The sequence below is a fragment of the Curtobacterium sp. PhB191 genome, assembly GCF_004346515.1.
Classification (GTDB): Bacteria; Actinomycetota; Actinomycetes; order Actinomycetales; family Microbacteriaceae; genus Curtobacterium.
In genome coordinates this window covers 1-25,988 of record NZ_SMBV01000018.1, presented here as the reverse complement: position 1 = coordinate 25,988, position 25,988 = coordinate 1, and the positions used below count along the sequence as shown (strand labels likewise).

Here is a 25,988-nt window from a genome sequence, read left to right as displayed (position 1 = left end):
CGGCTGCTGTGTGCGCGCCGAACACACCCTGGTGCAGGGTGGAGAACCAGCAATGTGCGGCTGGTGAGCGCTCCGGGTGTTTCCCGGTCTGTGCAGGTGATTCGGGGGCCTCCGGCAAAAGGTTTGGACCGATCTGTCCTCGTTACCGGTCTGTGACCTTCGGGCCCTGGACGCGACCAGACGACGGACGGGAGGCCCGGTGCCAGCTGGCACCGGGCCTCCCGTCCGTCGTCCACGTGGGTTCAGAACGCCTTGCCGGGATTCAGGGTGCCCGCCGGGTCCAGGGCGTCCTTGACGGCACGGTGCATCGCGAGGACCCGCTCGCCCAGCTCCTGCCGCAGGCCGGGCAGCTTGAGCAGGCCGACGCCGTGCTCACCCGTGACGGTGCCGCCGAGTGCCAGGCAGTCCGCGACGATCTGGTCGAACGCCTGCTTCGCACGGGCCTTCGCGGCCTCGTCGCCCTCGGGAGCGATGATCAGCGGGTGCAGGTTGCCGTCGCCGGCGTGCGCGATGTTCGCGATGGTGACGTCGTGCGCTGCCGCCGTCGCCTGGATCCGTCGGAGCATCTCGGGCACCGCGCTGCGGGGCACGCAGATGTCCTCGGTGAGCACCGGTCCGAGCCGCTCGAGTGCCGGGTACGCGAGTCGCCGTGCCTGGAACAGCCGGTCGATGTCGTCGGGGTCCGTGGCGCGCTCGACGTCGGTGCCGCCGGCCTGCGCGAAGACGGCTGCGACCTGGTCGGCGAGCTCGTCCCCCGCGGCACCACGCTCGTCGACCCGGGCCAGCAGCAGGGTGTCGACGTCGGACGGCAGCCCGAGGTGCATCCAGTCGTCGACGGCCCGCAGGCAGGTCCGGTCCACGATCTCGAGTGCTGCGGGGATGATCCCGGCACGCGAGATCGCGGCGACGGCGTCCCCGGCGGCGCTGAGCGAGGGGAAGTACCCGATCACAGCACGTTCGTCGCGTCCGGCCAGGGGGAGCAGCTTGACGGTGACCGACACGACGATGCCGAGCGTGCCCTCGGACCCGACCATCAGGCCGGCCAGGTCGTACCCGGCGACGCCCTTCGCCGTGCGGCGTCCGAGCTCCACCACGGAACCGTCGGCCAGCACCACGGTCATCCCGAGCACGTAGTCGCGGGTGACGCCGTACTTCACGCAGCAGATCCCGCCGGCGTTCGTCGCGACGTTGCCGCCGATCGTCGAGATGGCCGAGCTCGCCGGGTCCGGCGGGTACCAGAGTCCGTGTTCCGCGACGGCAGCCCGCAGTGCGTCGTTGACCACACCGGGCTGGGCGACGGCGTAGCGCTCGTCGGTGTCCACCTCGAGCACCGCGTCCATCAGCTCGAGGGACAGGACGACCGATCCGGCCATCGCGTTCGCCCCGCCGGACAGCCCGGTCCCGGCGCCGCGCGGCACGACCCGCACGCCGACGGCTGCCGCCCACCGGACGGTGGCGACGACGTCGTCGGTGCTGCGTGCGAGGACGACGGCGAGCGGTGCGGTGGAGTCGGCCCACTCGGCGTCGTCGTGGCGGTACTGCTCGAGCGACGCCGGGTCGCGGAGGACCTGGTCCGGCTCGAGCAGATCGTCGAGGGCGGCTGTGTCGGCGGCGTGACTGACGGTCATCGGTTCGGGGGTCCTTCCGGGCGCGGCGGTGCGGCGCCGACGACGATACCGCGCTGAGTGGACGACCCGTGTCGCCTGCCAGGGACGCCGGACGACGGTGAGGCACGCGGCGGATCCGTCGCGGTGAGCAAGGAGGCCCCATGTACTTCCACGCACAGACCTGGATCAACGAGATCGCCGACGGCGAGCCCGACCCGGCAGCGGCCAACGCCCTGCAGGAAGGGCTCGGCGGGCAGTTCGGCGAGATGCGCACGATGATGCAGTACCTGTTCCAGGCGATGAACTTCCGTGGCCCGGCGGCGAAGCCGTACCGCGACCTCATCCAGGGCGTCGGCACCGAGGAGATCAGCCACGTCGAGCTCATCGGCACCACGATCTCCCGCCTGCTCGACGGCTCGCCCGAGTACACCGGCAAGCTCACCGACCCGCTCGACAAGCCGGGTGCGAAGGGTGCGACGCCGCTCAACATCGCGCTCGACACGAGCAACATCCACCACTACCTGGTCGGGGCCCAAGGTGCCCTGCCGGTCGACGCGGCCGGCAACCCGTGGAGCGGCAGCTACGTCTACAACTCCGGCAACCTGCCGCTCGACCTGCTCTACAACCTGATGCTCGAGTCCACCGGTCGCCTGCAGAAGTGCCGGATCTACGAGATGACGGACAACCCCACCGCGCGCAGCACCGTCGCGTACCTGATCGTCCGCGACCAGGCGCACGAGAACGCGTACGCGAAGGCACTCGAGACCCTCGGCGTCGACTGGAAGACCCTGCTGCCGATCCCGAAGACGAACGCCGAGCGGTTCCCGGAGGTCAAGGAGCTCCTCGACCTCGGGCTGCAGAGCAAGCAGTACAGCTTCGACCTCGACGGGGCGTCCGAGGCGGGCAAGATCTTCCGCGGCGCGTCCCCGTCGAAGGACGGCACGGACCTGACGGCGACCGAGCAGGCCCCGGCCGGCGTGCCGTCGTTCATCGCTCCGGAGCGCCTCGAGGAGTTCGGTCCCGGTCTCGACGCCGACCTGCTGGCGCTCATCCAGCAGACGGCGGAGCTCGAGCTCGGCGCCGTCGAGGTGAGCACGTACGGGCCGGTGGCCTGAACCTGCGCGGGCTCGCGGATCAGTCGAGGCAGAACTCGTTGCCCTCGACGTCCTGCATCACGATGCAGGACTCGTTGACCTGATCCGCGAGCATGCGGCGGAACTGCGTCGCGCCGAGCGCGACGAGGCGGGCGCTCTCCGCGTCGAGCGCTGCGAGACGTTCCTCGCCGACCAGACCGGTGCCGACCCGGACGTCCAGGTGCACGCGGTTCTTCACCGTCTTGCCCTCGGGAACCCGCTGGAAGAACAGCCGCGGCCCGACGCCCGTCGGGTCGACGCACGCGAAAGCGGAGTCCTGGTGCTCGGGCGGGAGCGAGGCGTTGAACGCCTGCCAGTCGTCGAACCCGGGCGGGGGAGCAGGCACCTCGTAGCCGAGGACCTCGCACCAGAACCGGGCGACCCGCTCCGGCTCGGCGCAGTCGAACGTCACCTGGACCTGTCGCACCGTTGCCATGCGCGCCAGGGTAGGCGCGCGGCGCGGGTCGCGCGCACCCGTTCTGCGACGCTCCACGAGTCGTTCGACGCGTGCACCGTCGGAACACTCGTGTTCCGACGCCGGAACAGAAGTGTCAGTCAGTGCTTCCCGCGGAGGCGACCGATGCCGAGGACGATCGCCACGACGACCATGCCGAGGACGACGCCGGCGACCGCCGAGACTGCGGTGTCGACGATCCACGTGATCACCGGGCCAGTGGCCTCGATCGCGCGCTCGATCGTGTGCAGCAGGTCGTACGGGCCGTGCCAGAAGGTCTCGGCGAGGTTCGCGATGACCAGGTGCCCGCCCACCCAGAGCATGGCCACGGTGCCGATGACGCTGATGACCCGGAAGACGGTCGGCATCGCCCGCACGATCCGCGCTCCTGTGCGACGGGTCCGGCGGACGGAGTTCTTCATCATCTGCAGACCGACGTCGTCGATCTTCACCAGCAGGGCCACCGCGCCGTAGACGACCGCGGTCATGACGAGCCCGATCACGATGAGTGCACCGAGTGTCGGCCAGAGCCCGAGGTCGGGGTCGAGGCCGGCCAGGGCGATGAGCATGATCTCGGTGCTCAGGATGAGGTCGGTCCGGATGGCGCCGAACACGAGCTTGGGTTCGGTGACCGAGTCGGTGGAGCCTGTGCCGTGGTGGACACCGAACCACTCGGTGACCTTCTCCGCGCCCTCGAAGCACAGGTACGTCCCGCCGATGAGCAGGAGGTACGGCAGCACCCAGGGCGCGAACGCGGTGAGCAGCAGCGCCAGCGGGATGATGATGATGAACTTGTTGAACAGGCTGCCGAGCGCGATGCGACCGACGACCGGCAGTTCCCGGGCCGGCGCGAGTCCCTGCACGTACTGCGGCGTGACCGCGGCATCGTCGATGACGACCCCGGCGGTCTTCGCACTCGCCTTCAGGGCCGCGGAGAGGATGTCGTCCACCACGGCGAGCAATCCGACTGACATGACTTCGTTCTCCGCTCGTCCGGGCCTGTGACGGTGCTCAGCGTAGTGGGCGCGGCGGACCCTGAACGCCGCCGGGGCGCCGTCCGTAGGCTGAGGCCATGGCTGACTTCACCGCTGCACAGGCCGCCGTCGTGCGGATCGAACGCGCCGAGGAGGGGCGTTGGGACCTCACGGTGATCAGCGACTCGGGCGTGAAGATGGGGCACGGCGTCTACCTGTTCGACGCCGCGCACGACGACGCCGAGGACGAGCAGGCCGCCGCGCTCGACTTCGTGCGCGACTACGGCTTCCGCTTCGAGCGCGACGCCGTGCAGGCCGACGGTGCGGACGCCTACTGGGCGCCGCTGCTGCCGTCCGACCAGCAGTAGCCGGCTACAGGGACGCGATCAACCGCTCGACCCGCACCCGGATGTCGTCGCGGATGGGGCGGACCTGCTCGATCCCCAGCCCGGCCGGGTCGTCGAGGTCCCAGTCCTCGTACCGCTTGCCGGGGAACACCGGGCAGGCGTCTCCGCAGCCCATGGTGATGACGACGTCCGACTCGCGCACGGTCTCGGTCTCGAGCACCGCCGGTCGGGCGTCGGCGATGTCGATGTCCTGCTCGGCCATGGCCTGCACGGCGACGGCGTTGACCTGGTCGGCGGGCTCGCTGCCGGCGGAGAACACCCGGACGCGGTCGCCGGCGAGGTGCTGCAGCCACCCCGCGGCCATCTGGGAGCGTCCGGCGTTGTGGACGCACACGAACAGGACGGCGGGGCGGTCGGTCATGCGCCCATCATCCCAGCGAGGGCGCCCGTCATCCCAGCGAGTGCGCCCGTCATCCCAGCGACGGTGCCCGTCATTCCCGCGCTGACGCCTCGAACCCGATCAGCCACGTGACACCGAACGCGTCCCGCACGGTGCCGTCCCAGTCACCCCACGGCCGCTGCTGCAGGGCGTCGACGACCGTGCCACCCTCGGCGAGCGCGTCGAACCAGTGCCGCAGGACGTCGGGTTCTTCGGCCCCGAGGAGCGAGAACAGCAGGCCGGTCGCCGCGAACGGCTCGTCGGTCTCGCTCGCGTCGGCGGCGAAGAGCTGCAGCCCGCCGGTGAGCTGTCCGTGGGCGACCGCGTCGGCGGGGCCGTCGGTCCGTGAGAAGTCGGCGTAGGTCGCGATCTGGACCTCGCCGCCGAAGACACCCTGCCAGTGCTCGAGGGCCTGCCTGGCGGTGCCGGCGAACTGGAAGTACGGCGACGGTCCGGTGACGTTCATGCCCGGACGATACCGCTGGACGAGGGCGCGCGTCCGCTCGTCAGGCGCTCGGTGCGATGCCGTCGAACGCGCGTCGCAGGATCGCGGCCGCGTCGGGGTCGTTGCCCGTGGCCCAGGTGGTGATCGCCACGTCGAAGCAACCGAGGGCCGCCTGCACGAGGACCCGTGCCCGCAGGTCGGCGTCGGGGCCGTGGAGCTGCCCGACGACGAGGGGCGTCAGGACGTCCGCCCAGGCCTGGTGCTTCTCGAGGTTCCGTGCGCGCAGTGACGCCGTGCTCGTCATCACGCGGACGGACCGTCGACCGGTCTCGGGGTCGTCGGTGCTGCCGCGCTCGAGCATCTCGGCGAAGGCCTCGCGCAGCGCGGGCCACACCGGTTGGGTCGTCGACCGCGACCGGAACGCCTCGGCGAGGGCGTCCCGGTGTCGCGCGGGGTCGCCGATGACGGCGTCCTCCTTCGCGGGGAAGTACCGGTGGAAGCTCCGCGCCGAGATCCCCACCTCGGCGGCGACCTGTTCCACGGTGACGTTGTCGAACCCGTCGGTGTCGAACCGCTCGAGTGCCACGGCGGCGATGCGCGCGCGGACGGCATCGCGGGTGATGTCCCGTAGGCCGGTTCGCACGTCGCTCACGGGACCGATCGTACCGTGACGTCATCTTCCGTCCAAGTTGTCAGACTCTGACAGTAATGGCGTACAGTGCCACTCGCATGACCACCACACGTCACGAAGGGACGGCACCATGCAGCAACGCACCCTCGGCCGACAGGGCCTCACCGTCAGCGCCATCGGCTACGGCGCCATGGGCACCACGTTCGCGTACGGACCCGGCGACGACACCGAGTCCGTCGCCGCGATCCGGCACGCCCACGAACTCGGCGTCACGCACTTCGACACGGCCGAGCTGTACGGCTGGGGGACCGGCGAGCGGCTCCTCGGCGCGGCGCTCGCCCCGATCCGCGACGAGGTGACGATCGCCACGAAGTTCGGGTTCACGCCCGAGGCCTACGCGCCGGACTCCCGACCGGAGCACATCCGGCAGGTGGTGGACGCGAGCCTGCAGAACCTCGGCACCGACTCGATCGACCTGCTCTACCAGCACGTGCACGACCCGGCTGTCCCGATCGAGGACGTCGTCGGCGTGATGCAGGAGTTCGTGCAGGCCGGCAAGGTCCGGTACCTCGGCCTGTCGAACACCGATGCCGACCAGATCCGCCGCGCGCACGCTGTGCACCCGATCTCGGCGTTCCAGACCGAGTACTCCGTCTTCTCGCGGGAGTCCGAGGCGCTCTTCCCCCTCGTCGACGAGCTCGGCATCGGCGTCGTCGCGTACTCGCCGCTGGCGCGCGGGTTCCTGAGCGGTGCCGTGCAGCCCGCGAGCGCCTACGCGGCCGACGACATCCGGCAGCAGCTCGAGTGGTGGGCGCCGGAGCACTTCGACGCGAACGTCGCCGTCGTCGCCGCGCTCACCGAGATCGCCGATGTGAAGGGCGTCTCGCTCTCGCAGCTCGCGCTGGCCTGGATCCTGGCGAAGCGCGCCGACCTGGTCCCGATCCCCGGATCGCGCAACCCCGGACGCGTCGCCGAGAACGTCTCCGCCGCCGACGTGCGGCTCACTGACGACGAGGTGGTGCGCATCGACGCGCTGTCGCGCGACGTCCGTGGGAAGCGCGCGACGGGCTGAGCCCGGCCGGGTGTCGGACGGGAGGCCCGTGGCGCGCCCGCCACGGGCCTCCCGTCCGTCCGGTGGTCGTGTCCAGGGCGCGTCTCAGGCGAGCAGGGCGAGTGCGCGGTCCACGACGTCCTCCGGTCGGCCGTCGCCGTGCAGCGCCCACCAGGTGAGGGCCGCGCTCGCCGCGGCCGCCAGGGCGTGCGCGCGCACCGACACCGCGAGGTCGTCGGGCGTCGCGCCGTCCCGCTCGGCCACGAACCGGACGATCGCGTCGGTCAGGGTCGTGACCGTGGCCGCGCCGACGTGCTCGAGGGAGGGGTTGGCGCGGATGACGCGGAGTCGGTGGCGGGTGACCTCGACGGCGTCGTCGGGGAAGGTCGCGCCGATCCGGTAGGCGGCACGCAGGGCGACCGACGACGACTCCGTGGACGGCCGCTGTCGGAGTGCGTCACCGAACCGCGAGGCGAACTCGTCGAGCCCACCCCAGACGAGCGCCGCCTTGTTCGGGAACAGCCGGAACAACGACCGGCGGCTCACCCCGGCAGCTGTCGCGACGTCGTCCATCGACACGGCGTCGAAGCCCTGCTCGTCGAACAGCCGGAGCGCCACGAGGGACACCGCGTCCGGGTCGATCGTGCGGGGGCGTCCCGTCGGCCGATCGCTCGTCGGTCGATCGCTCGTCGGCCGGTCACTCGTCGGGCGCATGGAGTCCTTTCGGCACTGAGTGCTATAACCGTCGTGGCGCAGCGAGCGCCTCTCAGTGAGGAGACGACATGACCGACACCACCGCCGGACGTTTCACCGGCAGGACCATCATCGTCACCGGGGCGGGTTCCGGCATCGGACGCGCCACGGCGACGCGCATCGCGAACGAGGGCGGGCGGGTGATCGCGACCGACGTCGTCGCCGACCGCCTCGACGCGCTCCGCTCCGAACTCGAGGGCCTCGAACTCGAGACCGTCATCGGCGACGTCGCCGCGACCGAGACCATCGACGCACTCATCGCGGCCGCGGGCGATCGCATCGACGGACTGGCGAACGTCGCCGGCATCATGGACGCTTTCCTTCCGCCGAGCGAGGTCGACGACGCCACCTGGGACCGCGTCTTCAGCGTCAACGTCACCGGACCGATGCGCCTCACCCGCGCCGTCCTGCCGCACATGATCGCCGCCGGCCGCGGCGCCGTCGTGAACGTCGCCTCCGAGGCCGCACTCCGTGCCTCGGCAGCGGGTGCCGCGTACACGGCGTCGAAGCACGCGATCGCCGGGTTCACCAAGAGCGTGGCGTTCTTCCACGGGCCGCAGGGCATCCGGGCAAACGCGGTCGCGCCGGGCGCGGTCGCGACGAACATCGAGGCGCCGATGCGCAGCGAGTACGCCGCCAGCCGGGTCGGCCCCATCATGCAGGTCGCCATCCCGCCGGTGGCGCAGCCGGAGCAGCTCGCAGCGGCCATCACCTGGCTGCTCAGCGACGACTCTGCCAACGTGAACGGCGCCGTGCTGCCGAGCGACGGTGGGTGGTCGGTCGTCTGACGAAAATGCTCAGATACGAGTAGAAATCTACTAGAAGTGGTAGATTTCTACTCGTATCCGATCGGAGGTCCCGATGCAGTTGCAGTCCCCCTTCGCGACGGTGACCACCTCCGTGGACGGCGATGTGCTCGCCGTGTTGGCACGAGCGCCAGGACCGATGACGATCGCGGCCATCTGCAGCCTGGTGCCGGACCGGTCGTACGCCGGGGTCCGGAACAGTGCGGATCGGCTGGTCGAGCAGGGTGTCGTCGACGGGCACCGGACCGGACGGACGAAGTCGTTCAGCCTGAACCGGGAACACCTCGCCGCCGATGCGATCACCGCTCTGGCCGATCTCCGGCGCGCGTTCCTCGAACGACTCCGATCGGGCTGTCGATCGATCCCCCTCCGGTACGCCGCGCTCTTCGGATCCGGCGCCCGTGGTGAGATGCGGCCGGACAGCGACCTCGATGTCTGCTTCATCGTCGAGCACGGCCGACGTGAGGAGGCAGAGGACCAGATCCACGCGTTGTGCCGTGCGGCCGGTCGGTGGACCGGGAACGCCGTGCGGCCGGTCCTCTTCGACGAGGACGAGATCGACGGCACCGACCCGCTCCTCGCATCGGTTGCCGGGGACGGGATTCCCATCGCAGGCGATGGTCGATGGCTGTCCCGGAAGCTCCGTACCCTGACTGGATGACCCCGCGAACCGGCACCACCGCACCGGGCGACGAGTCGTTCCGGAGGGGCCGGCTCGCCAAGGCGACGGAGTTCCTCGAAGCTGCAGAGGCCCTCCGCGCGCTCGGCGGTGACGCAGGGGTCTTCAGTGCCGGATCGCAGTTCGCGAACGCGTTCGTCACGCAGTGCGTCCTCAGCGGCATCGCCGCGGCTGACGCGATCTGCGTCGCTCGGACCGGCGAGTACTCGCGATCGGGAGCACACGACGAAGCGGTACCCGTGCTGCGTGCGGCAGCTGGACAGCCGGTTGCGAAGCACCTCGAGGTGCTGTTGGCGGTGAAGACCAAAGCCGAGTACAACGCGCGGTCGGTCAGCGACAGCGACATCGTGCGCGCCGGGGAAGCGGCCGAGGCCCTCGAGGCGGCCGCGCGGTCGGTCTGACGCGCCGGTCGATCCGGAGCGGCTGGCCCGCTTACACTGCCGACATGACCGAGGTCCCCGTCGCGCGCTCCGAGTGGGGCCGGTTCGCCCCCGACTCCGTCGAACGCCGGATGCTCGAGCACACCGGCACCGCCCTCGGCCTCGTCCTCCGCCCGCGCACGGTCGTGCTCGACCGCGCCCGGGTCGAGGTCGAGGGCATCGACGACGCCGACCGTGTCGTCGTGCAGCTCGTCGCGAACCAGGGCGCCTACAAGCCCGCCTGGCGCAACAAGGTGATGGCGGACCTGTTCAAGCTGCTGTGGCTGCGGCGGTCGGTCCCCGGGGTGGAGCGGGCCGTGCTCGTCGTCGCCGAACCCGCGGCGAGGGCGCTCGCCGGGTGGGTGGCGGTTGCCGCCGAGGACCTCGGCGTCGAGGTGCTCGTCTGGGACGGGCAGACCGCAGTGCTCTCGCCGCGCTGAGCGCAGTCGACCCGACCCGCGCACTCGTTCACACGTTCGCAACACATGTGGTCCGACTCCGTAACACGGGCGTCCTAGCCTCGTCACCAGCAGCGGATTTCCGCGTCGCAGACCAACCCGAGCTCGCGACGCACGCTCTCCGCCATACGAGACCGAGCCTGCGTGCTCGCCGACGGTATGGAGGAACGGATGACCACATCAGCGGTCCGCGTGGACGCGGTGCGCAAGGTGTACGGCAGCGGCCCGAGCGCGATGGTCGCGCTCGACGACGTCGAGTTGACCATCGAGCCCGGGAAGTTCGTGTCGCTCATCGGCCCGAGCGGCTGCGGGAAGTCGACGCTGCTCCGCCTGGTGGCCGGGCTCGAGCCCGCCGACCGCGGTGACGTCCGGGTGCACGGTGTCACACCGGCCCAGGCCTGCGCGGCGAAGCTCATCGGACTCGTGCCCCAGGCGCCGGCGCTGCTGCCCTGGCTCACCGTGCTGCAGAACGTGTCGCTCGCCGGGCGCGTGAACCCGGGTGCCGGTCGCCGCCGTGCCGCCATCGAGGACCTCGAGGAGCGCAGTACCGGCACCGGCCCGGACATGCGCGAACTCCTGCGGATGGCGGGACTCGGCGAGGCGATGGACAAGCTCCCCGCACAGCTGTCCGGCGGCATGCAGCAGCGTGCCGCGATCGTCCGGGCCTTCGGCCTGCGCCCCGACGTCCTGCTGATGGACGAGCCGTTCTCGGCGCTCGACGAGTTCACCCGCGAGAGCCTGCAGGACCAGCTGCTCGACCTGTGGGACGAGCTGCGCACGACGGTGCTCTTCGTGACGCACTCGGTGTCCGAAGCCGTCCGGATGTCGGACACCGTCGTCGTGATGGCGCCGCGCCCCGGCCGGATCGTCGACGTCATCGACATCGACCTGCCCCGCCCGCGCAACCAGCGATTGTTCGAGGAACAGCGGTTCCACGAGTACGAAGACCTGGTCCGGACCCGTCTGCACAGCGCCTGGCGCATGACCGATGCGGCCTGAGGGAGACGGGACCATGAGCGCCACCACCACCTCCACGCCCGCCGCGACCGCCACCACGGCCGACGCCGAACGACGCACCGCGCGCCGACCGGTGCCCGGTTGGCTCCGACCGACCGTCTGGTTGCCCCTCGTCGTGATGCTCGCCGTCCTGGCGGTGCTCTGGCAGATCGGCGCGACGGCGATGCCGTACCTGCTGCCGCCGTTGCCCGCGGTGGGGGAGACCCTCGCCACGCAGCTGCCCTACTACCTGCAGAACGCCGGCATCACCCTGGCGGAGTCGCTCGTCGGCCTGGCCATCGGGTTCCTCGCCGCCTTCGTGCTCGCGGTGCTGACGAGTGAGCTGCCGATCGTCCGCCGTGCGGTCATGCCGATCGCCATCGTGCTGAACGTCACGCCCCTCGTCGCGATCGCCCCGGCCCTGGTGGTGGCGTTCGGGTTCGGGCCGCTGCCGAAGCTCGTCATCACGGCGCTCATCTGCTTCTTCCCGATCCTGATCAACACCGCCGCAGGCCTGCGGTCCGTGCCGCAGCCCGTGCTGCAGGTGTACAAGACGATCGATGCCTCCCGGTTCGAGATGCTCGTGCACCTGCGGATCCCGAACGCCCTGCCGTTCGTGTTCGCGGCCCTGCGGATCGTGTTCCCGCTGTCGATCATCGGCGCGGTCGTCGCGGAGCTGTCCGCCTCGGGTTCGACCGGCGGCCTCGGCACCGTGATCAGCACGGCGTCGTCGATGAACCAGCTCGACGTCGTCTACGCGGCGATCGCGATCCTCGCGGTGATGGGCGTGGTCCTGCTCGGACTCATCACGGTCGTCGAGCGGCGCGTCCTGCACTGGCACCGCACCGCGAACGACTGACGCGCGGTCCGCCGGCCGCACCACGCGGCCGCCCCGCGGCCCTGCCGCACCACCCGCCGGCGCGAGCCTGCCCGCGCGACGTCAGCCGCGCCTCCAGGCCGACGTCCGGCGACCCACCGACCCACCCGCACCCGCCCTGCACCACCCATCTCTTCCCACAGGAGTGACCATGCAGCACAGCACCATGCAGCACCGCACCAAGGCCGCACTCGCGGCCCTCGCCACCGCCGTCGTCGCCCTCGCGCTCACCGGCTGCAGCACCGGCTCGAGCGCCGGAACCACCTCGTCCGAGGGCAGCGCGATCTCGGCCGAGCGGTGCAAGGAGAACAAGGACGCCGGCAAGATCACCTACCTTTCCGGCTACCAGTACCAGTCGTCGGCGTCGATCCTCGAGTACATCGCGGCGGACGAGCTCGGCTACTTCAAGGACCTCTGCCTCGACGTGACCCTGAAGCCGGGCTCGGGTGACACCGCCCAGAACACGAAGCTCCTCGCCAGCGGCCAGGCCACCGTGTCCGCCGTCGCCGAGCAGGACCTCATCCAGGCCCGGGCGAACGGCATCGACATCACCGGGATCTCGTCGTACTCGAACGCCGGCCTCGACGTCCTGATGACGAACAAGGACATCACGAAGCTGCCGCAGCTCGACGGCCAGGTCGTCGGCCACAAGGGCTACGTCCCCGCCTCGGTCCGGGCGATGATGGAGAAGGCCGGTGTCGAGTGGGACTCCCTCACGCTCGTGAAGGAGGGCTACGACCCGTCCGTCCTGCCCCGCAAGCAGAACGGCCTCGAGGCGCTGACCGGCTTCGTGTCGAACGAACCGAACCTGCTCAAGGCCGCCGGTGACGACGTCACCGTCTGGCAGCCCGTCGACTACGACATCCCCTCGTCGATCGGTGCGATGGCCGTGAACCCCGCCTTCGCGAAGGCGCACCCGACCGCGGTCGAGGACGTCCTGCGCGCAGCCCTGCACGCCTACGACTTCTGCTCCGCGAGCGAGGCGAAGACCAAGCAGTGCGTCGGGTACGCCGCGAAGCTGTCCGGCGCCACCTACGACACCGCCCAGAACACCAAGATCTGGACCACCGAGACGAAGGTCATCGCGGACAACCCGACGCCGGACCAGCCGCTCGGCGGGATCGACCCGGAGAACGTGACGAAGCTCGTGGACATGCTGCACCAGTTCGACATCGTCAAGAGCTCCGTGACCGCCGACGACGCGAAGCGCTGGTTCACGAACGAGTACATCGACGCCATCACGAAGGACGGCGAGACCGTGTGGCCGGCACCGTGAGCGCCATCGTCACCGAGTGTTCCGCAACGACCAGAAAGGCGGCGTGAGATGCCCGCGAAGGAGTACGGGATCTTCCTCCCGATCGGCAACGGCGGGTGGATGCTCTCCACCACGGCACCCCACCCCGAGGCGACCTACGCGTGGAACAAGCGCGCGGCGCTGCACGCCGAGACGATCGGCCTGGACTTCGTGATGTCGATGGCGAAGTGGCGCGGCTTCGGCGGCTCCACCGACCACTGGGGTCGCTCCCTCGAGTCGATGACGATGATGGCCGGCATCGCCGAGGCCACCGAGCGGGTCAAGATCTGGGCGACGATGCACGCCAACGTCCACAACCCGGCGGTCGCCGCGAAGATGTACACGACGCTGCAGGACGTCTCCGGCGGCCGGGCCGGCATGAACATCGTCAACGGCGCCTACGCGGCGGAGTTCGAGCAGTTCGGGATCTGGGACGCGGCCCTCAGCCACGCCGACCGGTACCGGATGACGGAGCTCTGGACCGAGGCGGTCACGCGCCTGTGGACCGAGGACAGCGTGACGATGCACACGCCGTACTTCGACCTCGACGCGTGCGAGTCCCGCCCCCACCCCGCATCGCGGCCGACCATCATCAGCGCCGGCAAGTCCGAGGCAGCCCGGGCGTTCCAGGCGAAGCACGCCGACGGCGCCTTCCTGGCAGCGGACAGCCTGGACGAGATGCGCGACCTGTCCCGCGACGTCCACGACCGCGCCGCCGCCGAGGGACGCGAGTGCCGCACCTACTCGATGCTCACGGTCGTGCAGGGCGAGACCGACGCCGCCGCGCAGCGGAAGGTGCGCGAGTGGGGTGCCGGCGTCGACCGCGAAGCACTGGCCTCGATGCGGGCGTCGTGGGGCGTCCCCGCCGAGCAGGCGCGTGCCTGGGCGGACGGTGCTGCCGGTGAGGACGCGTTCCAGACCGCGTACGTCGCCGGGTCCGCCGAGACCGTCATCGAGCACATCGAGTACATCGTCGACCGGGGCGAGCTCGACGGCCTGATGCTGATCTTCCCCGAGTACGACCAGGACATGGTGCTGTTCGGGGAGACCGTCCTGCCGGCGCTCCGCCAGCACGACGCGGCGGTCGTCCGGTGACCGGGGGACCCGACGCGGGTCGCGACCCGCGGCTCGCGCAGTTGCTGTCCGCTCCGCTCCGCCCCGCGCTCGTCGTCGTCGACGTGCAGCGCGACTTCGGTGAGCCGGCGCGGATCGCCCCCTACGGACTCGACGACCGCGCGTCCGTCGCCGTGGCCGCCGCCGTCACCCGCATCGGCTCGCTCGTCGACGAGGCCCGCGCAGCGGGCGTCCCCGTCGTCTGGGTCGAACTCGGCAGCGACCCGGCCCGGCCGTGGCGCTCCAGCACGTGGCTGCGCGGGGGCGACCCGGACGGCCCGATGCCGGACGACGAGCCCTGCCGGATCGGCACGGAGGGCGCCGAGTGGTACCGCACGGCGCCCGAGCCCGGTGAGACACGCGTCGTCAAGCGCGGCTACAGCGGGTTCCTGGGCACCGACCTGGAGGCCCGGCTCACCGCCGCAGGGATCGGCTGGGTCACCGTCGTGGGACTCACGACCGAGTGCTGCGTCCTCGCCACCGCACAGGACGCGATGCAGCTCGGCTGGCACGTGGTGGTCCCGCAGGACGCCACCGCCGCGTACGACACCGACGTGCACGACGCCGCACTCACCCTGATCGACCTCAACGTGGGCGTCGTGACCGACGCCGACGAGACGGTGGCGCTGTGGCGCGCGGCTGCTGACGCGTCTGCGTCTGCTGCTGCTGCTGCTGCTGCTGCTGCTGCGTCTGCGTCCGGGTCTGCGTCCGCTTCGCCGGTGGGTGCCCGATGAGCGGCATGCACCTGGCCTACGACCTGTCCTTCACCCACACCGAGGGGCGGTGGGCAGCGGCCGGCAGCTGGGTCGGCCAGGACTTCCCCGACGTCCGCATGTACATGGAGGTCGCCAGGACCGCCGAGCGCGCAGGCGTCGACATGCTGTTCTTCGGCGACGGGTCCGGTGTGCCGAGCACGTGGCGCGGCAGCATCGACCCGGCCGTCGAGTGGGGCATCCAGTGGCCCCGGCAGGACATGTCGCCCGTGATCGCCGCGATGTCCACCGTCACGGAGCACATCGGGTTCGGGCTCACCTACTCGTCCACGTTCACCCACCCCTTCTCCGTCGCCCGACTGCTCAACTCGCTCGACCACGTCACCGGGGGACGGATGGCGTTCAACGTCGTCGCCTCGTCGCGGGGCGCGGACGCGGCGAACTACGGGTCCGACCACCTGATCGACCACGACCTGCGGTACGAACGGATGGAGGAGTTCATCGGCGTCTGCCGTGCGCTCTGGGACTCCGTCGCCCCGGACGCGATCGTCCGCGACCGCGCGACCGGCCGGTTCGCCGATCCGGCCGGGGTGCACCCGATCGACCACGACGGCCGCTTCTTCAAGGTGCGCGGCCCGCTCGCGAGCGTCCCGAGTCCGCAGCGGCACCCCGTCGTCGTGCAGGCCGGCAACTCGCCGCGCGGCATCGCCGCCAGCGCGTCGTTCGCCGACCTGGTGTTCGGGTTCGGGTCGAGCGTCGCCGGACAGCTCCGGCACCGGAACGCCCTCGACGCAGCGCTCACCGACGCCGGTCGGGACCCGTCCGGCGTCGGGATCCTCTGGGCGACCCAGGTCATCGTCGGCGCCACCGACGCCGAGGCCGCCGCCCGCCGTGACTCGCTGCTGTCGTTCTGGAACCGCGAGGCCGTCGGCACCTTCATCTCGCACAACGCCGGGTACGACTTCTCCACGCTCCCGGAGACGTTCCGCCTCGGCGAGCTGCGCGACGAGATCGTCGCCGCGCAGGCGAGCCCGGCCGGCCTGGTCGGCAGCCTGGTCGCCGAGTTCGGCGAGGACCACACCATGGACCGCGACGACTTCTTCGAGCACGGCTGGCGTGCTGCGACGGGCCTCGACCACATGCTGGTCGGCGACGCCGCGGGGGTCGCCGACGCCCTGCAGGAGAACTTCGCGGCCACCGGCGGACGCGGCGGCTACATGCTGTCCAGCCCGCTCGGCATGCCCACCGGGTTCGCCGACCTGAGCGAGCTGCTCGTGCCGGAGCTGCGTGCCCGAGGTGCCCTGGCGCCGCGGTACCCGGGGTCGACGCTCCGCGAGAACCTGGAGGTGTGAGGTGACCCCGGCCCGTCGGTGGCTCGCGCTCGGCGGGCTCTGCCTCGGCTTCTTCATGCTGCTGCTGGACAGCACGATCGTGTCCGTCGCCCTGCCGGACATCGGCAGCGACCTCGGCACCGACGCGTCGCTGTCGGTCTGGGTGAACAGCGCCTACCTGTTCGCGTTCGCCGTGCCGCTCCTCGTCGCCGGACGGCTCGGCGACCGCTTCGGGCACCGCCGGGTCTACCTGCTCGGGCTCGCGGTGTTCACCGTCGCGTCGGTCGGGTGCGCGTTCGCACCGGGGATCGGCGCGCTCATCGTCTGGCGCGCCGTGCAGGGCGTCGGTGCCGCGCTGCTGACACCCCAGTGCCTGACCGTGATCCGCTCGTTGTTCGAACCACCCCGACTCGCCGTCGCGCTCGCCGTCTGGAGCGCCGGTGGCGGTGCGGCGACCGTCGCCGGCCCGATCGTCGGCGGCGTGCTCGTCGAGGCGTGGGGGTGGCCGTCGGTCTTCCTGGTGAACGTGCCCGTCGGCATCGTCACCGCCGGCGCCGTGCTGCGGTTCGTGCCGGTGTCCCGACGCATCGCGGTGCCCCTGCCGGTGCTCGCCGTCGTCGGGGTGACCGCCGGGGTGTTCGCGGTGGTCGTCGGTGTCCAGGGCACGGGCGACGGCGTCCTCGCCGCCCCCCTGCCGCGGGTCGGTCTGGTGGTGCTCGGCGCACTCGTCGTCGCTGCGGTGCTCACGGTGCAGCGCCGCGCGGGGGACCGGGCGCTCGTCCCGCTCGGGTTGTTCCGCGACCGCGGGTTCGTGACCGGCTCGTGGGGCGCGACGGCTGCGTCGTTCTGCGTCGGGTCGGCGCCGATCCCGCTCATGCTCGACCTGCAGGACGGACGTGGTCTCGGACCGGGTGCCGCGGCCCTCGTGCTCGTGCCGATGGGGGTCGCCTGCCTGGCCGCCGCACCGTTCGTCGGCCGCACGACGAACACCGCGGGCCCCCGTGCGACGGCGACCATCGGCGCCGTCCTGCTCGTCGTCTCGGTGGCGCTGACCGCCGTGCTCATCGGGACCGCCGCACCCCTCTGGGCGGTCGCGACGGCGTTCACCGGCTTCGGGGTCGCGAACGCGTTCGTCTGGTCGCCGTTCTCGCTCGCGGCGGTGCTCGGGGCCGGACCGGCGACCATCGGTGCGGCGTCGAGCACCTTCAACACCGTGAAGCAGCTCGGTGCCGTCCTGGGCAGCACGGTCACCGCGGTGCTGCTCGCGGTGTCGACCGACGCGGTTGCCCTCGGTGCCCTGGCGCTGGCGGCCCTCGGGGCACTCGTGGCGGCGGCGTCCCTGCCAGGGCGAGCGCCGGCGGTCCTGACCGGCGCGGTCGTGCACGGCGCCGGGGTCGGGCACGGGCTCGGGTTCCCGACCGCCAACCTGCTGCCCGACGACGCGGGCGCTGTTCCGTCGGACGGGGTCTACGTCGGCTGGCTCACCGCGCCGACCTGGTCCGGTGCCCGTGAGGCGCTCGTGTCGATCGGCAGCAACAGCACCTTCGCCGACCGGCCGCGCACCGTCGAGATCCACGTGCTCGACTTCGACGGCGACCTGTACGGCACCCCCGTCGAGCTCACCGTCGGCCGTCGGCTCCGGCGGCAGCGCACGTTCCCCGGGCCGGACGCCCTCGTCGCCGCGATGCGTGCCGACGAGCGCCGTGCCCGCACCCTGCTCGCCCGCTCCTGAACGAAGGAACCACCATGCAGCACGACTTCACCGACGACCCGCTCGACATCCGCGAGGCGATCGCCGAGGTCCCCTCCGTCGTGGCCGCCATCGCAGCCCGGGTCGACGGCGTGCTGGTCGTCATGGTGGCGACGTCCTTCACCGTCGGGGTCTCGTACGACCCGCCGCTCGCGACGATCGCCGTGCAGCACTCGTCGACGACCTGGCCGGACCTGGCCTGCGCGCCGGTGCTCGGCATCTCCGTGCTCGCCGAGGGGCACGCGGCGCAGACCCGGCAGCTGGCCTCCCGCGACCGGGCGCAGCGACTGTTGGGCGTGCCGTCCACGGACACCGGGGCGGGAGCGATCCTGCTCGACGGCGCGCACTCGTGGCTGGAGTGCTCAGTCGAGGCCGTCCACCGCGCGGGCGACCACGACATCGTGGTGCTGCGGGTGCTCCGCTTCGCCCGCGACTCCGCGAACGCCGCGCTCATCTGGCACCGGCCAGCTCGGCGGCCAGCAGGCGTCGCCACCACCTGACGTTCTTTCCCAGAACGCGTGCGATGGGAAGCGGAATCGGGCGCACCTGGTCAGAAGTTCCGACCCGGTACGCCCGAAACGACTCGGTACGCTCCGCGCGGCGGCCCGCACGACCCCCTCAGGACGCCAGCGCCGCCATCTCGCGCACCACGGCCCGGAGCCGCACCGCGAGCTCGTCGTTGTTCCGCACGGAGTCGCGGTGGGCGGCCTCGCTGAGCGCCGACATCACGAGCGTCACCGCCGTGCGTGCGGTCTGGTCGTCGGTCCTGGTGCCCACGACGCTGAGCAGGGACTGGCGCGACTCGGCCATCCACTGCATCACCATCGACGACATCTCGGGCCGGAGGACCAGCAGCTCCTTCATCCGGCGGCGGTCCTGGGACAGCGGTACGGTCGCCGCGACGAGGGTGCAGAGGTCGTCGACCAGGCCGCCACGAGCCTCGGTGAACCATGCTGCGGAAGGCTCCGGGACCTCGACGGAGTCGAGTCCGAGGGCGGCGTGCGCCTTGGACGAGAAGTAGTTGAAGAAGGTGCGGGGCGAGACGTCGGCATCGGCGCAGATCTGCTCGATGGTGACGCCGTCCAGCCCGTGCGCGGACACCAGCGTCAGGGCCGCGTCGTGCAGCGCCTGCCGGGTCTGCTGCTTCTTGCGCTCCCGCAGGGTGCACGGCTCCGTCGCCACTGCAGCTGCCGGGGTGGTGATCACGTGGACTCCTGGTGGTGGGGGTTGGTGGGCCGCCCGTGCCGGAAAGGGGGCACGGCACGGACGGCCCGGTCGGTCACCGACGGTGCGTCGGCGCGGATCCGGTCGAACCCGATCCGGTGGGCACCGAGCCGGTCGGCACGGACCCGGTCATCGGACCGGTGAACGAGCCGGCGTCGGCAGCGGCGGCGCCGGCTTCGGCCTCGAGCTGGGCCTCGGCGGACAGGTCGGCACGCTCCTGCAGGGCGGATCGCTGGCGCAGCGGCGGCACCCGGAAGAACCAGGTGAGCACGAACGCGAGCAGGATCACACCGAGGCCGACCCAGTAGATCGTCACGGACGAGGCGTTGAAGCCCGCCATGAACGGCCGGGTCAGGCGGCTGTCGGCACCGGTCAGGAACGAGGTGTCGTTCGTGCTGGTGGCACTGTCGCTCGTGGTGTTGCCGTCGTCGATCTTCTTCGCGAGCTCCGGGGTGAGCTCGTCGACCCAGTACGAGCGCTGCGAGGCGTTCGACCAGTCGACGGACACGGTGCCGTCCTGCACGCTGGCGTGTGCCTGGTCGGCGACCTGCTCGAGCGCTGACTGCTCGGCCGCCGGCGTCGCCGCTGCGACCTGCTGGTCGATGACGGACTGGGCCGAGGCGGCGGGGACCGCACCGGAGGCGACCTGCTGCTGCACGGCTGCCGTGACCTGCTCGGTGACCGCGGCATCGGCGGCCTGCGTCGCCTTCGCCGAGGCGGCGTCGAGCTGCGACTGCACGGTCTTCGTCAGCGGGGTGACGACGGGCGTCCAGATCTTGTCCATCGCGCCCTGGTTCGCCTTCGCGCTGGCGACGGTGGGGTTGAGCGCGGCGTCGAGCGCCGGGCCGAGGTCCTTCTCGTTCGCGGTGGCGTGCAGGATGTTCGCCGGCATCACCGAGAACAGGATGGACAGCAGGACCGCGGTGCCGAGCGTTCCACCGATCTGCCGGAAGAACGTGGCGGACGACGTGGCGACGCCCATGTCACGGGCCTCGACGGAGCCCTGCGAGGCCAGGGTCAGCGACTGCATGACCGAGCCGAGGCCGAGGCCGATCAGGAACATGCCGATCATCAGGAACCAGAGCGGCTTGTCGATCGACATGAAGGTCAGGACGACGTAGCCGGCGGACACGAGCGCGGTGCCGATGACCGGGAAGATCCGGTAGCGGCCGACGCGGGCGACGATCTGACCGCTCGTGATCGAGGCGATCATGAGACCGCCGACCAGGGGCAGCGTGGCGAAGCCGGACTCGGTCGGGGTGAGCCCCACGACGATCTGCAGGTAGAGCGGGATGGTGAGCATCGCACCGAACATCGCGAAGCCGACCAGGAACCCGATGACGGTCGCCATCGAGAACGTGCCCGAGCGGAAGAGCTTGAGCGGGATGATCGCCGCGTCGCCCATCTTCGACTCGATGAGCAGCAGCCCGATCAGGCCGACGACCCCGACGACGTAGCAGGCGATGGCGGCGGGGGAGCCCCAGCCCCAGATGCGGCCCTGTTCGGCGACGAGCAGCAGCGGCACGAGGGTGACGATGACGGCGGTCGCGCCCCACCAGTCGACCTTGGGCTTCGCGTCGTCGGCACTGTGCACCTTCGGCAGGTGCAGGAAGACGATGACCATGAGGAGCGCGGCGACACCGATCGGCACGTTGATCAGGAGGACCCAGCGCCATCCCGTGATCCACAGGATCTCGGAGGAACCGGCGAGCAGCCCACCGATGAGCGGCCCGATGACGGACGAGATGCCGAACACGGCGAGGAAGTAGCCCTGGTACTTGGCACGTTCGCGCGGGGCGAGGATGTCGCCCATGATCGCGAGCGGCAGCGACATGAGCGCACCGGCACCGATGCCCTGCACGGCGCGGAAGGCCGCGAGCATGAGCATCGAGGTGGACATCGACGACAGGACGGCGCCGAGGATGAACACGACGATGCCGAAGATGTAGAGGGGCCGGCGGCCGAAGATGTCGGAGAGCTTGCCGTAGATCGGCGTCGCGATCGTCGAGGTGATCAGGTAGGCCGTGGTGACCCAGGCCTGCTGGTCGAGGCCGTGCAGGTCGTCGCCGATGGTGCGGATCGCCGTGCCGAACACCGTCTGGCCGAGGGACGACAGGAACATGCCCGCCATCAGGCCGTAGATCACCAGGAGGATCTGGCGGTGGGTCATCAGGGGCTGCGGGCCGGTCCCGCCGGAGGCTGCTGGGGCCTCGGCGGTGTGCCGACCGTGCTGCACCTGGACGGGTGCGGTGGCGGTCATCGAACTCCTTTTTCGTGCTGTGTAACTTTGCAGACCGCGCAACGATACATCTGTTGCTTCCAGCAAGCAACTAAATGTGCCCACTACGCTGGCCCCATGTGCGACGACCGGCGTGCCGCCGAGCGACTCCTGCGATCCCAGCTCGACCGGCTGTGGGTCCGGCAGACCCTGCGTTCCTCGCTCATCGAGTCCCGCGGCGGGCTCGACCCGACGGCGCGGGTGATCCTGCGTGCCGTCGCCGGTCACGGACCCGTCCGGGCGACCGCGATCGCCGACGCGACGGGCCTGTCCCGCCCGGTGATCAGTCGCCGGGTGGCGTCGCTGGTCGAGGCCGAGCACCTGGTCGGCTCGCCGGACCCCGCCGACGGCCGAGCGACCCTGGTCTCGCTCGCACCCGCGGGCAAGCAGTTGCTCGACCAGCTCGACGCCGCCGGCGCCGAGGTCTTCGACGACCTCACCGAGGAGTTCGCCTCGGACGAGCTGCGCTCGCTCGCCGAGATGCTCACGCGACTGAACGACCGGGCCGACGCGGTCCTCGGGATCGGCACCACGCGCCCGTGACGTGACCAACAAGAGGACGGGAGGCGCGGGGCGGGCCCGCCCCGTTCCTCCCGTCCGCACGCCCCCCGGTCACTGCGGAGCGTGCATTCGAGATACCGTTGGTGTATGAGCACGGACACCGCCACCACCACCGAGACCACCGACGAGGGGCCCGTGGTGACCTTCGCCGATCTCGGCCTGAGCGATGCTGTGCTCAAGGCCGTCAAGGACATCGGCTACGAAACCCCTTCCGCCATCCAGGAAGCCACCATCCCCACACTGCTCGACGGCCGCGACGTCGTCGGCCTCGCGCAGACCGGAACCGGCAAGACCGCCGCCTTCGCGCTGCCGATCCTGTCCCGCATGGAGCCCGGCAGCAAGAAGCCGCAGGCCCTCGTGCTGTCCCCGACGCGTGAGCTCGCCCTGCAGGTGTGCGAGGCGTTCGAGCAGTTCGCGTCGCACATGAAGCACGTCCACGTCCTGCCGGTCTACGGCGGTCAGGCGTACGGCGTGCAGCTGTCCGCCCTGCGCCGCGGCGTCGACGTCATCGTCGGCACCCCCGGTCGCATCATGGACCACCTGGCGAAGGGCACGCTCGACCTGTCCGAGCTGAAGTACCTCGTGCTCGACGAGGCCGACGAGATGCTCAAGATGGGCTTCGCCGAGGACGTCGAGACGATCCTGGCGGACACCCCCGACGACAAGCAGGTCGCCCTGTTCTCGGCGACCATGCCCGCCCAGATCCGCCGCATCTCGCAGCAGTACCTGACGGACCCGGCCGAGATCACCGTCAAGACCAAGACGAAGACCGCCGCGAACATCACGCAGCGCTACCTGATGGTCTCGTACCCGCAGAAGGTCGACGCCCTGACCCGCATCCTCGAGGTCGAGGACTTCGAGGGCATGATCATCTTCGTCCGCACCAAGAGCGAGACCGAGACCCTGGCCGAGAAGCTCCGTGCCCGTGGTTACGCCGCAGCCGCCATCAGCGGTGACGTCGCCCAGGCCCAGCGCGAGCGGACCGTCAACCAGCTGAAGTCCGGCAAGCTCGACATCCTCGTCGCCACGGACGTCGCCGCCCGTGGCCTCGACGTCGACCGCATCACCCACGTCGTGAACTACGACATCCCGGTCGACATCGAGTCCTACGTGCACCGCATCGGCCGCACCGGTCGTGCCGGCCGCTCGGGTGACTCGATCAGCTTCGTCACCCCCCGCGAGCGTCGCCTGCTCTCCGCGATCGAGCGCCACACGAAGCAGCCGCTCACCCAGATGCAGCTGCCGACGATCGACGACGTCAACGAGACGCGCCTGACCCGCTTCGACGACGCGATCACCGCGGCGCTCGAGGACCAGGGTCGCATCGCTGCCTTCCGCGACGTCATCGCGCACTACGTCGAGCACCACGACGTCCCCTCGGACGACGTCGCCGCCGCCCTTGCCGTCGTGGCGCAGGGCGACTCGCCGCTGCTCCTGACCGCAGCCGACGACGCCCTCCGCACGCAGATGGAGCGCGACGCCCGCCGTGGCGAGCGCGACGACCGCGGTGCACGTGACGACCGCGGCCCGCGCAGCGACCGTGGCGGCGACCGTGGTGGCGACCGGGACCGTGCGCCCCGCCGTTCGCAGCCGATGACCGCCTACCGCATCGAGGTCGGCCGCCGTCACCGCGTCGAGCCGCGCCAGATCGTCGGCGCCCTGGCCAACGAGGGTGGCCTGCGCCGCGACGACTTCGGTGCGATCCGCATCCAGCCGGACTTCTCCATCGTCGAGCTGCCCGCCGACATGGACGGCGGCGTGCTCGACCGCCTGACCGACACCCGGATCAGCGGAAAGCTCATCGAGATCAAGCCCGACCGCCGTGGTGGTGGCCGCCGCGACGAGCGTCCGGAGCGCAAGCCGCGCTACTGACGCGAGTCGCGTCGTCGACGCGAGTTGCGTCCTGGACGCGACCACCTCTTGACGGGAGGCACGGTGCCAGCTGGCACCGTGCCTCCCGTCCGTCGTCCGGTCGCGTCTCCCGCCGCGGGCCGCCCCGCGTGCCGGCCTTGCGTCACCAGCTTTGCGGTGCGGGGAACCGCAGATCACGCTCGGATCCGTTCCCCTGGCGCCCGAGCGGTGCTGTGATACCTGGAGCCGTGACGCAGGGAGCCGCGGAGAAGGCAGGGGAACGAACGTGTACCGAGCACTCATCACCGTCGCAGCAGCGGCGGCGCTCGTCATCGGGGGAGTGGCGCCGGCGACGGCAGCCCCCTCGTCCTCGGCGCCCGGAGCGCCCACCACCGTCCGGGTCACCGGAGCCGGCGACAGCGCGACCGTGACCTGGGGCGCCCCGAAGTCGGGCGCGAAGGTGACTGGTTGGAAGGTCACGATCGCCCCCGCGCAGCAGCAGCCCGGCAACGGCGTCGACCGGCTGCCGGCGAAGGCGCGGTCCGACCGCTTCGGTGACCTGACGCCGAAGACGACCTACAAGTTCTCGGTCCGGGCGATCGGCGCGAAGAAGTCCGGCCGCACGATCCTGGTCCGCTACACCACGCCGTCCGTGGTCGACACGACGCAGTCGCTCTTCGCCCTCGACGCGTCCGGCAACGTCGTGCGCTTCGCCGAGGACGGTTCCGGCGCCGGGAAGGTCGTCGCCGCGAAGGGGACGGGCTTCGCCGCGGACGACGTCGGTGACGTGTTCACCCCCTCGGCGGACCTGACCTCGATCCTGTTCCACCCCGCCGACGGAAGTGCCACGCGGACGCTGGCGACCGGGCTGCACCTGACCCCCGACCTGCGTTCCGACGTCGCCGGCAACCTGTACTGGATCGACTCGGTGACGGGGGCCGTGCAGAAGCTCCCCGTCGGCAGCTCCACCGCGACGACCGTGCTCGACCTGACTGCCACGGGCAGCGGCCAGCGGTTCTGGACCGTCACCCCCGACGGCAAGGTCGTCGCCGTCGGTGGTTCGCAGATCTCCCCGATCGTCGTGGGCACCGGCACGGCCGCACGGGCGATCACGCTCCCCGGCAGCTCCGGCGTCGGGTACCCCGCAGCGGTCCTCGCCGACTCGCACGGCAACGTGTACGTCGACATCCGCTCGCCCGGTGGCGCCGGCTCGTGGGCCTGGTACCAGCTGAAGCCGGGCGCCACGGCGCTGACGCGGATCGAGCCCCGGCTGGCGTTCGAGTACGCGGCCGCCAACGCCGACGGGTTCTCGCTGCTGCAGTCCGCCGAGTGGTGCAGCGCCCCCGCCGAGTACCCGACCAGCCCGGCCGGCTGCAAGGTCGACCGCACGATCCCGGACAAGCTCGTGGTCGGCTCCAGTGGGAAGTCCACCGTGGCGGTCTCCGGCATCACGGCGGGGTCGCGCGGGGCGAACACGGGTGCCGCCTCCGACGACGGCGACGTGTTCGCGAACGTCGACAGCGGGCCCTCGGCCGGGCTGTGGCGCGTGCCGGCCTCCGGCGGGGCTGCGCAGCAGCTGTCGTCGGCGCAGTACTCGCGGCTGCTGGTGATCTGACCGGCAGACCGAGGCAGGACGGGGTGGGACGCAACGGCGCGTCCCACCCCGTCCTGTGTTCCGGGGGTCGGGGCGGGCGCGGGCGTCGTGCGGGGGGGGGGGGGGGGGGGGGGGGGGGGGGGGGGGGCCGGGGGGGCCCAGAGAGGGAGTGGGGGGGCCGGACCGCCCCCCCGGGCGCCACCCCCCCCC

At 71.2% G+C, this 25,988-nt stretch carries 27 protein-coding genes; 18 read left to right on the top strand and 9 right to left on the bottom strand.

What is annotated here, in order from left to right:
* Positions 1-242 precede the first annotated feature (242 nt).
* The gene (locus EDF48_RS18840; RefSeq protein ID WP_131845200.1) at positions 243-1,628 is read right to left on the bottom strand and encodes an FAD-linked oxidase C-terminal domain-containing protein; all 1,386 of its coding nucleotides are present in this window, start codon (positions 1,626-1,628) and stop codon (positions 243-245) included.
* Between the two features lie 140 nt (positions 1,629-1,768).
* On the opposite strand from EDF48_RS18840, the gene EDF48_RS18835 reads away from it, so the two are divergent.
* Positions 1,769-2,722, top strand: coding sequence for a manganese catalase family protein (locus EDF48_RS18835; RefSeq protein WP_131845201.1), 954 nt, complete (start codon positions 1,769-1,771; stop codon positions 2,720-2,722).
* A 19-nt stretch (positions 2,723-2,741) separates the two neighbouring features.
* Here EDF48_RS18835 and EDF48_RS18830 read toward each other — a convergent pair whose 3' ends face one another.
* A complete protein-coding gene (locus tag EDF48_RS18830) occupies positions 2,742-3,176 on the bottom strand; it encodes a VOC family protein (protein WP_123939129.1) in 435 nt (144 codons plus the stop codon).
* Between the two features lie 119 nt (positions 3,177-3,295).
* A complete protein-coding gene (locus tag EDF48_RS18825) occupies positions 3,296-4,168 on the bottom strand; it encodes a DUF808 domain-containing protein (RefSeq protein ID WP_131845202.1) in 873 nt (290 codons plus the stop codon).
* Positions 4,169-4,266: 98 nt separating this feature from the next.
* Between EDF48_RS18825 and EDF48_RS18820 the strand changes: the two genes are divergently transcribed.
* A complete protein-coding gene (locus tag EDF48_RS18820) occupies positions 4,267-4,536 on the top strand; it encodes a hypothetical protein (protein WP_123294645.1) in 270 nt (89 codons plus the stop codon).
* A 4-nt stretch (positions 4,537-4,540) separates the two neighbouring features.
* Here the strand turns inward: EDF48_RS18820 and EDF48_RS18815 are convergent, their stop codons facing one another.
* The 3 genes from EDF48_RS18815 to EDF48_RS18805 form a co-directional block, all read right to left on the bottom strand.
* A complete protein-coding gene (locus EDF48_RS18815; protein ID WP_131845203.1) occupies positions 4,541-4,936 on the bottom strand; it encodes an arsenate reductase ArsC in 396 nt (131 codons plus the stop codon).
* 70 nt (positions 4,937-5,006) lie between these two features.
* Positions 5,007-5,420, bottom strand: a complete 414-nt coding sequence (locus tag EDF48_RS18810; RefSeq protein WP_131845204.1) for a VOC family protein — start codon at positions 5,418-5,420, stop codon at positions 5,007-5,009.
* Between the two features lie 40 nt (positions 5,421-5,460).
* A complete protein-coding gene (locus EDF48_RS18805; protein WP_243649826.1) occupies positions 5,461-6,051 on the bottom strand; it encodes a TetR family transcriptional regulator in 591 nt (196 codons plus the stop codon).
* A gap of 109 nt (positions 6,052-6,160) precedes the next feature.
* Here EDF48_RS18805 and EDF48_RS18800 point away from each other — a divergent pair, with 109 nt between their 5' ends.
* A complete protein-coding gene (locus tag EDF48_RS18800; RefSeq protein WP_131881964.1) occupies positions 6,161-7,102 on the top strand; it encodes an aldo/keto reductase in 942 nt (313 codons plus the stop codon).
* A gap of 84 nt (positions 7,103-7,186) precedes the next feature.
* Here the strand turns inward: EDF48_RS18800 and EDF48_RS18795 are convergent, their stop codons facing one another.
* Positions 7,187-7,795, bottom strand: a complete 609-nt coding sequence (locus EDF48_RS18795) for a TetR family transcriptional regulator (protein ID WP_131845207.1) — start codon at positions 7,793-7,795, stop codon at positions 7,187-7,189.
* Between the two features lie 68 nt (positions 7,796-7,863).
* Between EDF48_RS18795 and EDF48_RS18790 the strand changes: the two genes are divergently transcribed.
* The 12 genes from EDF48_RS18790 (at position 7,864) to EDF48_RS18735 (ending at position 18,770) form a co-directional block, all read left to right on the top strand.
* Positions 7,864-8,622 (top strand): SDR family NAD(P)-dependent oxidoreductase, encoded by a 759-nt coding sequence (locus EDF48_RS18790; RefSeq protein WP_131845208.1) that lies wholly within the window; start codon positions 7,864-7,866, stop codon positions 8,620-8,622.
* Positions 8,623-8,695: 73 nt separating this feature from the next.
* Complete coding sequence (locus tag EDF48_RS18785) at positions 8,696-9,301, top strand: nucleotidyltransferase domain-containing protein (protein ID WP_131845209.1); 606 nt, start codon at positions 8,696-8,698, stop codon at positions 9,299-9,301.
* A complete protein-coding gene (locus EDF48_RS18780; RefSeq protein WP_131845210.1) occupies positions 9,298-9,720 on the top strand; it encodes a hypothetical protein in 423 nt (140 codons plus the stop codon). Before EDF48_RS18785 ends, EDF48_RS18780 begins: the two co-directional genes overlap by 4 nt.
* Before the next feature lie 44 nt (positions 9,721-9,764).
* Positions 9,765-10,178, top strand: a complete 414-nt coding sequence (locus tag EDF48_RS18775) for a hypothetical protein (RefSeq protein WP_131845211.1) — start codon at positions 9,765-9,767, stop codon at positions 10,176-10,178.
* Positions 10,179-10,367: 189 nt separating this feature from the next.
* The gene (locus tag EDF48_RS18770) at positions 10,368-11,195 is read left to right on the top strand and encodes an ABC transporter ATP-binding protein (protein ID WP_123294748.1); all 828 of its coding nucleotides are present in this window, start codon (positions 10,368-10,370) and stop codon (positions 11,193-11,195) included.
* A gap of 13 nt (positions 11,196-11,208) precedes the next feature.
* On the top strand, positions 11,209-12,051 hold the full coding sequence (locus EDF48_RS18765) for an ABC transporter permease (protein WP_207896064.1): 843 nt from the start codon (positions 11,209-11,211) through the stop codon (positions 12,049-12,051).
* A gap of 169 nt (positions 12,052-12,220) precedes the next feature.
* Positions 12,221-13,345, top strand: a complete 1,125-nt coding sequence (locus EDF48_RS18760) for an ABC transporter substrate-binding protein (RefSeq protein ID WP_243649828.1) — start codon at positions 12,221-12,223, stop codon at positions 13,343-13,345.
* 48 nt (positions 13,346-13,393) lie between these two features.
* Entirely contained in the window at positions 13,394-14,458 is a 1,065-nt protein-coding gene (locus EDF48_RS18755) for an LLM class flavin-dependent oxidoreductase (protein ID WP_131845212.1), read from the top strand.
* Positions 14,455-15,210, top strand: a complete 756-nt coding sequence (locus EDF48_RS18750) for an isochorismatase family cysteine hydrolase (protein WP_131845213.1) — start codon at positions 14,455-14,457, stop codon at positions 15,208-15,210. Before EDF48_RS18755 ends, EDF48_RS18750 begins: the two co-directional genes overlap by 4 nt.
* Positions 15,207-16,541: an NtaA/DmoA family FMN-dependent monooxygenase gene (locus tag EDF48_RS18745; protein WP_131881962.1), complete on the top strand. Its 1,335-nt coding sequence runs from the start codon at positions 15,207-15,209 to the stop codon at positions 16,539-16,541. The genes EDF48_RS18750 and EDF48_RS18745 overlap by 4 nt, the downstream gene beginning before the upstream one ends.
* A gap of 1 nt (position 16,542) precedes the next feature.
* Entirely contained in the window at positions 16,543-18,252 is a 1,710-nt protein-coding gene (locus EDF48_RS18740) for an MDR family MFS transporter (protein ID WP_243649829.1), read from the top strand.
* Positions 18,253-18,266: 14 nt separating this feature from the next.
* Positions 18,267-18,770 (top strand): flavin reductase family protein, encoded by a 504-nt coding sequence (locus EDF48_RS18735; protein WP_131845214.1) that lies wholly within the window; start codon positions 18,267-18,269, stop codon positions 18,768-18,770.
* Between the two features lie 118 nt (positions 18,771-18,888).
* Here EDF48_RS18735 and EDF48_RS18730 read toward each other — a convergent pair whose 3' ends face one another.
* Both EDF48_RS18730 and EDF48_RS18725 read right to left on the bottom strand, forming a co-directional pair.
* Positions 18,889-19,476 (bottom strand): TetR/AcrR family transcriptional regulator, encoded by a 588-nt coding sequence (locus EDF48_RS18730; protein WP_123939119.1) that lies wholly within the window; start codon positions 19,474-19,476, stop codon positions 18,889-18,891.
* Between the two features lie 73 nt (positions 19,477-19,549).
* Complete coding sequence (locus EDF48_RS18725; protein ID WP_131881960.1) at positions 19,550-21,754, bottom strand: MDR family MFS transporter; 2,205 nt, start codon at positions 21,752-21,754, stop codon at positions 19,550-19,552.
* Positions 21,755-21,850: 96 nt separating this feature from the next.
* Here EDF48_RS18725 and EDF48_RS18720 point away from each other — a divergent pair, with 96 nt between their 5' ends.
* From EDF48_RS18720 to EDF48_RS18710, 3 genes are all read left to right on the top strand, one after another.
* Positions 21,851-22,315, top strand: a complete 465-nt coding sequence (locus EDF48_RS18720) for a MarR family winged helix-turn-helix transcriptional regulator (protein ID WP_131881958.1) — start codon at positions 21,851-21,853, stop codon at positions 22,313-22,315.
* Between the two features lie 105 nt (positions 22,316-22,420).
* Positions 22,421-24,205 (top strand): DEAD/DEAH box helicase, encoded by a 1,785-nt coding sequence (locus EDF48_RS18715; RefSeq protein WP_131881956.1) that lies wholly within the window; start codon positions 22,421-22,423, stop codon positions 24,203-24,205.
* Between the two features lie 265 nt (positions 24,206-24,470).
* Complete coding sequence (locus EDF48_RS18710) at positions 24,471-25,799, top strand: fibronectin type III domain-containing protein (RefSeq protein WP_131881954.1); 1,329 nt, start codon at positions 24,471-24,473, stop codon at positions 25,797-25,799.
* The last annotated feature ends 189 nt before the right edge of the window (positions 25,800-25,988 follow it).